At 57.0% G+C, this 6441-nt stretch carries 3 protein-coding genes; 2 read left to right on the top strand and 1 reads right to left on the bottom strand.

Going from position 1 to position 6441, the window contains the following annotated elements:
* Positions 1-162: 162 nt before the first annotated feature.
* A complete protein-coding gene (locus AA309_RS08275) occupies positions 163-1134 on the bottom strand; it encodes a crotonase/enoyl-CoA hydratase family protein (protein WP_047188525.1) in 972 nt (323 codons plus the stop codon).
* Positions 1135-1666: 532 nt separating this feature from the next.
* On the opposite strand from AA309_RS08275, the gene AA309_RS08280 reads away from it, so the two are divergent.
* Together AA309_RS08280 and AA309_RS08285 are read left to right on the top strand one after the other, a co-directional pair.
* Complete coding sequence (locus AA309_RS08280; RefSeq protein WP_047188526.1) at positions 1667-3838, top strand: putative bifunctional diguanylate cyclase/phosphodiesterase; 2172 nt, start codon at positions 1667-1669, stop codon at positions 3836-3838.
* Between the two features lie 50 nt (positions 3839-3888).
* Entirely contained in the window at positions 3889-6345 is a 2457-nt protein-coding gene (locus AA309_RS08285) for an ATP-binding protein (protein WP_047188527.1), read from the top strand.
* The last annotated feature ends 96 nt before the right edge of the window (positions 6346-6441 follow it).

The following is a 6441-nucleotide window of genomic DNA, read 5'->3' on the forward strand; positions in this document are numbered from 1 at the left end:
TCGCCTTCCGGGCCACTCTGAAGCTCCCCTTTCTTTCAAAAATGTCCAGTGTTCCAGCTTTAGCGCACAGTCAGCTTCCTTTAGCTCCGTGCTATAAGTCGACTTAGCTGCCATATCCCTATGAAAGGGACCAACAGCCTAAACTGCGCCACGAAACCATCGCTATTCCCGGTTGTCCAATCGGCGCTCTTGTGCTGCGACAAGCCGCATCATCTTGCGCAGGTCTTGCTCACCCAGATTCATTGCTGCATCAAGCCAGATATCAACGATATCCCGCAGCTCTTCATACTTCACCGGATCAATTCGCCTCTTTGAGCGGTAGATGGCCCTGTGAGCGTTATGCTTGCGCCTGTTCCGGGCGATATAATCCCTGACGGCGTTCTCTCCCTGGCCGTTTTCGGCAAGGACGTCGACGACGCCGAGACTATACAGCTCCTCAGCGGTATAGACCGTGCCGCTCATGATGAGTTTCTCGGCAGCCGCCATGCCGATCTTGCGGGACAGGAAGCTGTATGCTCCCATTCCAGGGAACAGATTGAACAGCACCTCCGGCAGACCCATCTTCGAACTCTTCTCTGCAACCAGAACGTCAAAAGAGAGCGCGCATTCGAATCCACCGCCCAGCGCATCACCTTGCACCAGCGCAATTGTGATCAGAGGCGTATGAAACGCCATGGCGTTCCCATAAACCACGTCGATGCAGGCATAGGCGTACTCCCTCAGCCCCTCCTGATCCCTGCGCCGGATGCAATCAGCAAAGTAAGCTAAGTTTCCACCGAAGTTATAGACGCCTGGTGTCTGGGAAGCGGCGACGAAGTACTCCAGGTGCTGACGCTGCTCGCGGTTCCCCTCCTCCATGATCGCACGCACGGATTCCTGCACGCACATCATGTCCCGCAGGAGTTCCATTGTGATCATCGGATGTTGGCTCGGACGCATGGCCGCCCAATAGATCTTCTGTTCGAAGTCGAGCTTGACGTCGATGTACGGCAGGAGAAGGCTGGTAGGACCGTGCAGTGCCGGACCGGGCGTTGATTTCGGCGGCAGAACTGCATGAGTCGGCATTTCCCGATAGTCGGCGGATTGAACGTCCGAATAGGGATGGTCAATGGCTTTGACCAACGGGGATATCATTCTGCTCTCCATCATAGAGACTTCATCAGCACAACGAGATTCATCTCGCTGCCAAGCGGCTCGCCCCGACCGGAGGCAACCTTCCTTAAGGATAATGATCCTTTAAAGGCGTCGTGGGTAGTACTTAGGAAGATCTGTCGCGCAAATTGGTTAATGAGAGCCACCTCTTACCAATGCCAACAACCATAAGCGACCTGACGAACCATTGAATGCAAGTTTTACTGCAACTACGCAAAAATATCGGATTAACCAATTTCATAAAAAGCCGAAACGACACAGCATCCAGCACCTACGTTATTGCGGTATTGATGATGGGTTCCATGTGAACGCCATGCGGTCTTATGAAAATTGAGCAACATAAACCAGCGGCGCCAGCCTGAGAACGAACAGTTGGTCTCGCAAGAGGGAGACACCGCACGACCCGCGGAATGACAGCGACGAAATAGGTCAGACGCCTAAGTTGATCACTGAGCAAGCTCAGCGACTCCAGAGGATCGATCGAGCTGACAGGTGGGGATGCCGGGGGCAATACATGGCAGTTATTCTAATCCTCGATGACAAAAGCACGAACCGCAACATCTATTCCCGTCTGGCTCAGACGATCGAAGACAGTGCAGTCGTGCATGCCTTTGCCTCGCCGGTGGAGGCTCTCGACTGGCTCGAAGGCAACTGCCCCGATCTGATCGTCACCGACTTCCGAATGCCGGGCATGGACGGCGCGGAATTCACCAAGCACGTGAGGGGCGCCGCGAATGGCATCGATGTGCCGATCATCGTCATAACTGCCTATGACGATAGAGCCTTCCGGCTCCGTGCCTTGGAAGCGGGAGCCACGGATTTCCTTCGCTCCCCTGTCGACCATTATGAGTTCGTCACCCGCGCACGCAACCTCCTCAAGCTCCAGCGCCAGCAGCAGCAGATCAAAGGTCGCGCCCAGGCCCTCGAACAGCAACTCCGCATCAGCGAACGCTCTCAGGAGGAACTGGTCCGCAGCAGCCGGGAGGCATTGGCTCAGGTGATCGACACCGTACCAGCCATGGTCAGCGCAACCGACAAGGACTCTCGCATCGTCTTCGTGAACGCCCACTTTGCCGACTTCGTCAACTCCACCCCGGAAGCTCTCACGGGAAAACAGCTGGGCGACATTCTGCGAAGCAACAAGCCGGAATTCGCCCGCCAGGTTCACAGGTCCATTGTCAACGGTCAGCGTGTGTACGCGAGCTTCGAGGAAAGCATTACCGACACATCCGGGATTGAGCGGGCATTCCTGACGACGAAGACGTCGATGCGCGCGCTTGCAGGGGCCGAGACAAGCGTCCTGACGACGTCGGTCGACATAACCGAGCGAAAGCAGGCCGAAAGCACCTTGCGGCATATTGCGCTGCACGACACGCTGACCGATCTTCCCAACCGGAGAATGCTCTACGACTGGATCCAGCAGGAGCTCTCCAGCGAGCACGCCCGGCTTGCGATCCTCTTGATCGACCTCGATCGCTTCAAAGCAGTCAATGATACCCTCGGCCACGCCGTGGGTGATCGTATGCTTCAGCTGGTGACAAATCGTCTCCTCGGAACGATTTCCAGTAGCGACCTCGTCGCGAGAATGTCTGGCGACGAGTTCGTGGTCGTCCAGGCGAATATCAAATCTCCGGACGATGCGGAAGATCTGGCGCGGAAGATCATCGATTCCTTGTCTGCGCCGTTCCTCCTCGAGGAGAGCGAGATCAGAATAGGCTGCACAATCGGAATTACGTTGGCGCCACGCGACAGCCAGAGCGTCGAGAAACTCCTCCGATACGCTGATCTCGCAATGTACCAGGCAAAGGCCGAGGGAAGGAACACGCTGCGCTTCTACTCGCCCGATATGGAAAGCATCTCTCGCAACAACATCAGCCTTGAAACCGATCTCCGCAAGGCGATGATCCAAGAGCAGTTTGAGCTTCACTACCAGCCCCAGATCAATCTCGAGATGGGATCGATTGCAGGGGCAGAGGCGCTCCTGCGGTGGGTCAGACCTGAATTCGGCCTGACCTCCCCCAATGTCTTCATCGACATTGCGGAGGAAACAGGACTGATCAATGAGATCGGCGCCTGGGTTCTGAAGAAGGCTTGCACACAGGCGGCGGCATGGCAGAATCTCGGATATGGCCCGCTCCGGATCTCGGTCAATCTCTCCCCCGTGCAGTTTCTGCGCCAGGATATCGTCCAGCTCGTTGACGATACTCTTGAGGCAACCGGTATGAATCCCGAGTACCTCGAACTTGAACTCACCGAGGGCAGTCTTCTCAAGGACGTCGAACGAACCAGGCAGATCCTCCAGAAACTCAAGAAGCTCGGTGTGAGAATAGCGATCGATGATTTCGGAGTGGGATTCTCCTCCCTCAGCTACCTGAAGAACTTTGCTGTCGACACCTTGAAGATCGATCGGTCGTTCATCTCGAACCTCTTGGCCGGAAGCCGCGATGAAGCCATTGTCCGGACGATCATCTCCCTGGCCAAAAGTCTTGAGCTGAAAGTCGTCGCCGAGGGCGTCGAGTCCAATCCCCAGCTCGCATGCCTGCTCGATCATTCTTGCGACGAGGCCCAGGGCTATCTGTTCAGTCGCCCCGTACCGTCCGATGCCTTCGAGGCTCTGCTCAAGGAAAACCCTCGATATCTGGTGCCGAAGCAGAACATCCCGCCCAAGAAGGTTCAGAGCTCGTGATAGCCCATATTCTATCACGCCTGAAGAACAGTCCTGATCGGGAGCACGAGATGAGCTTCAACAGGCTCATCTTTTTGAGTCTGATCGCGGCTTATACATTCTGGATCAACCCGTCCGTACCGCGCGAGGCGCTGATCAGCGCAACGCTCTTCGCATTCATTTCGATCGGAATCGTCGTCCACATCCTCCTCAGACCTCAGCAGTCTACCATCCGACGGATCATCGCCATTGTCAGCGATCTCGCCACCGCGTCCGTTCAGCTTCACTACGTTGGCGAAACATCGTCCGTTCTTTTTCTGCTCTATCTATGGATCACGTTCGGAAATGGGTTCCGCTTCGGCGTCCGCTTCCTGAATGTGGCGATGGTCGTCTCGGTCGTATGCTTCGCGATAGTGATCTACACGACACCAACATGGCACGATGACATCTATCTTTCAGCTAGCCTGCTGCTGAGCCTTGTCGTCCTCCCCCTCTATGCCAGCGCGCTGATCCGCAAGCTCTCCAATGCCAAGGCGCAGGCGGAAGCGGCCAACCGGGCAAAGACACTGTTTCTTGCCAGCGTCAGTCATGAATTGAGAACCCCGCTGAACGCGATCATCGGTCTCTCGGGTCTAATGACGGGAGCGAACCTCGATGCCGAGCAGCGCGGCATCATTCGGACGATCGGTTCTGCTGGAGAAGCCCTGCTCAGGCAGATCAACAGCATCCTGAATCTGTCTCGCATCGAATCGGGAAAGACGCCGATCGACTTGACCGATTTCGATCTGTCGGAAGTTCTGTCTACCACCCGCGCTATGGTCCTGACGCAGGCTCAGCAAAAAGGGATTCGGCTGACGATCCATATCGCTCCGCAGATGCCCATGCAGCTTCATGGGCCGAAGCACCATCTCGAGGAGATCCTGCTCAACCTTCTCGGCAACGCCGTCAAGTTCACGGAAAAGGGATATGTCACGCTCGCAGCCCATCCCGTGATCGAGAACAACAGGACCATCGTTCACTTCATCGTATCCGACACGGGAATTGGCATTGCTCCTCACGCGCTAGGCAGGATCTTCGATAGCTTCACCCAGGCCGACGAAACCATCATCAATCGTTTTGGAGGAACCGGGCTGGGCCTCTCAATCTGCCGACAGCTGATCGAAGCCATTGGCGGCAGGATCGGGGTCGACAGCCGAGAGGGTCACGGCAGTTCCTTCTGGTTCACCCTCCCGATGAGGATCTCGGATCAGAAGAGATCCGACCGGCTGCTGCCCCATCTGTTCCAGCCACTTCTGGTTTGCTCCGACCCGGGTCTTGCGCAGGCCATCGCGCCTCGCCTCAGCGATCGTGGCGATCTTCCTGTGACACGGACTTTATCCGACGCGAAGGAATGGGCCCGGAAGACCGGCAATGCACAGGTCATTCCTTTCTACTGCAGCGATCTGCCGGAGGACCTCCTGGTCGCAGAGATCGAGACAGCCGACCTTCCCATCACCCCGGTTCTGATCCGGCCGGATACGTCCCGGAGCTATACGGCATCGGAGTTGATGCGCGTGTCGAGCAGCGTGCTGCCGCTTGATTTCACGCAGGATGAGGCAAGAACAGCCTTGGTGGCAGCGGCCGCGCAAACCTCATGGGCTCAGGCGATGTGGAGCGAACCGAGCAGGATCGAGTTGCCTATCGCATCGCGTCCTCTCTCGATTCTTGTGGCCGACGACAACTCGACGAACCGGCTTGTGATATCAAAAATTCTGGAGCGCGGCGGACATACCGCCCGATGCGTCGCGAACGGAGAGGATGCCCTCAACGCGCTGGAGGCGGAGCCGTTCGACTTGGTCATCCTGGACGTCAACATGCCCGTGATGACCGGCATAGAGGCCGCGCAGCTGTTCAGATTTACGGAACCGCAGGGCACCCGTACTCCCATCATCGCCCTGACGGCCGACGTGACGCCGGACGTCGTTGCTCAGACTCTCGCGGCAGGGATGGATACCTGCCTGACCAAGCCCGTGCAACCCGCGACGCTTCTCAAGGCGATCGAGGAGCACATGGCCTCCCGTCCCGTTCAAGCGCCGGTCGAAACCGGACTAACCCCTGTCGCCTCATTGAATGCCCCCTCCTCCGTCATCGACGAAACCCTGCTCGTGGAACTGGAGCAATTGGGCGGGAGGGATTTCGTTCTCAGCCTCGTAGAGGAGTTCTTCTCAGACACGGATCATCTCGTTGACGAGTTGCGGAATGCCGCAGCGGCAGGCGACTCGCAGAGGTTTCGCCTTGAAGTTCACGGTCTGCAGAGCGCATCCGCGAATATCGGAGCGAAGACCGTGCATGAAATTTGCGTCAGCTTGAGAAGGATCACCAGCGAGGAGCTTGCGACGATTGGAGTAGAGCAGGTCGAGCGTCTGGCGCAAGCACTCGCGCTCACTCGGGGTCTGCTGAAAAAGCAGCTCACTCCTACGGAACGAGAAACAACCCATAGCAGCTCTGGCATACCTGCAAATGACAGGCTCGGAGTGACGGCTCGCTAGGCTTCGCGTTGGATCCGCAGTGTCGCACGCGGTAAGCTCTGCTTCGCGCTTTCACGGTTAACGATGTTTTAAGGAACCCCGTAGCGCCCGTGAGCG

It is taken from the genome of Microvirga vignae (genome assembly GCF_001017175.1).
GTDB lineage: Bacteria > Pseudomonadota > Alphaproteobacteria > Rhizobiales > Beijerinckiaceae > Microvirga > Microvirga vignae.

Bases quoted from the DNA above. Each gene is read 5' to 3' on its own strand.
- AA309_RS08275 (WP_047188525.1), bottom strand. From the start codon at position 1,134: ATGATATCCCCGTTGGTCAAAGCCATTGACCATCCCTATTCGGACGTT.
- AA309_RS08280 (WP_047188526.1), top strand. From the start codon at position 1,667: ATGGCAGTTATTCTAATCCTCGATGACAAAAGCACGAACCGCAACATC.
- AA309_RS08285 (WP_047188527.1), top strand. From the start codon at position 3,889: ATGAGCTTCAACAGGCTCATCTTTTTGAGTCTGATCGCGGCTTATACA.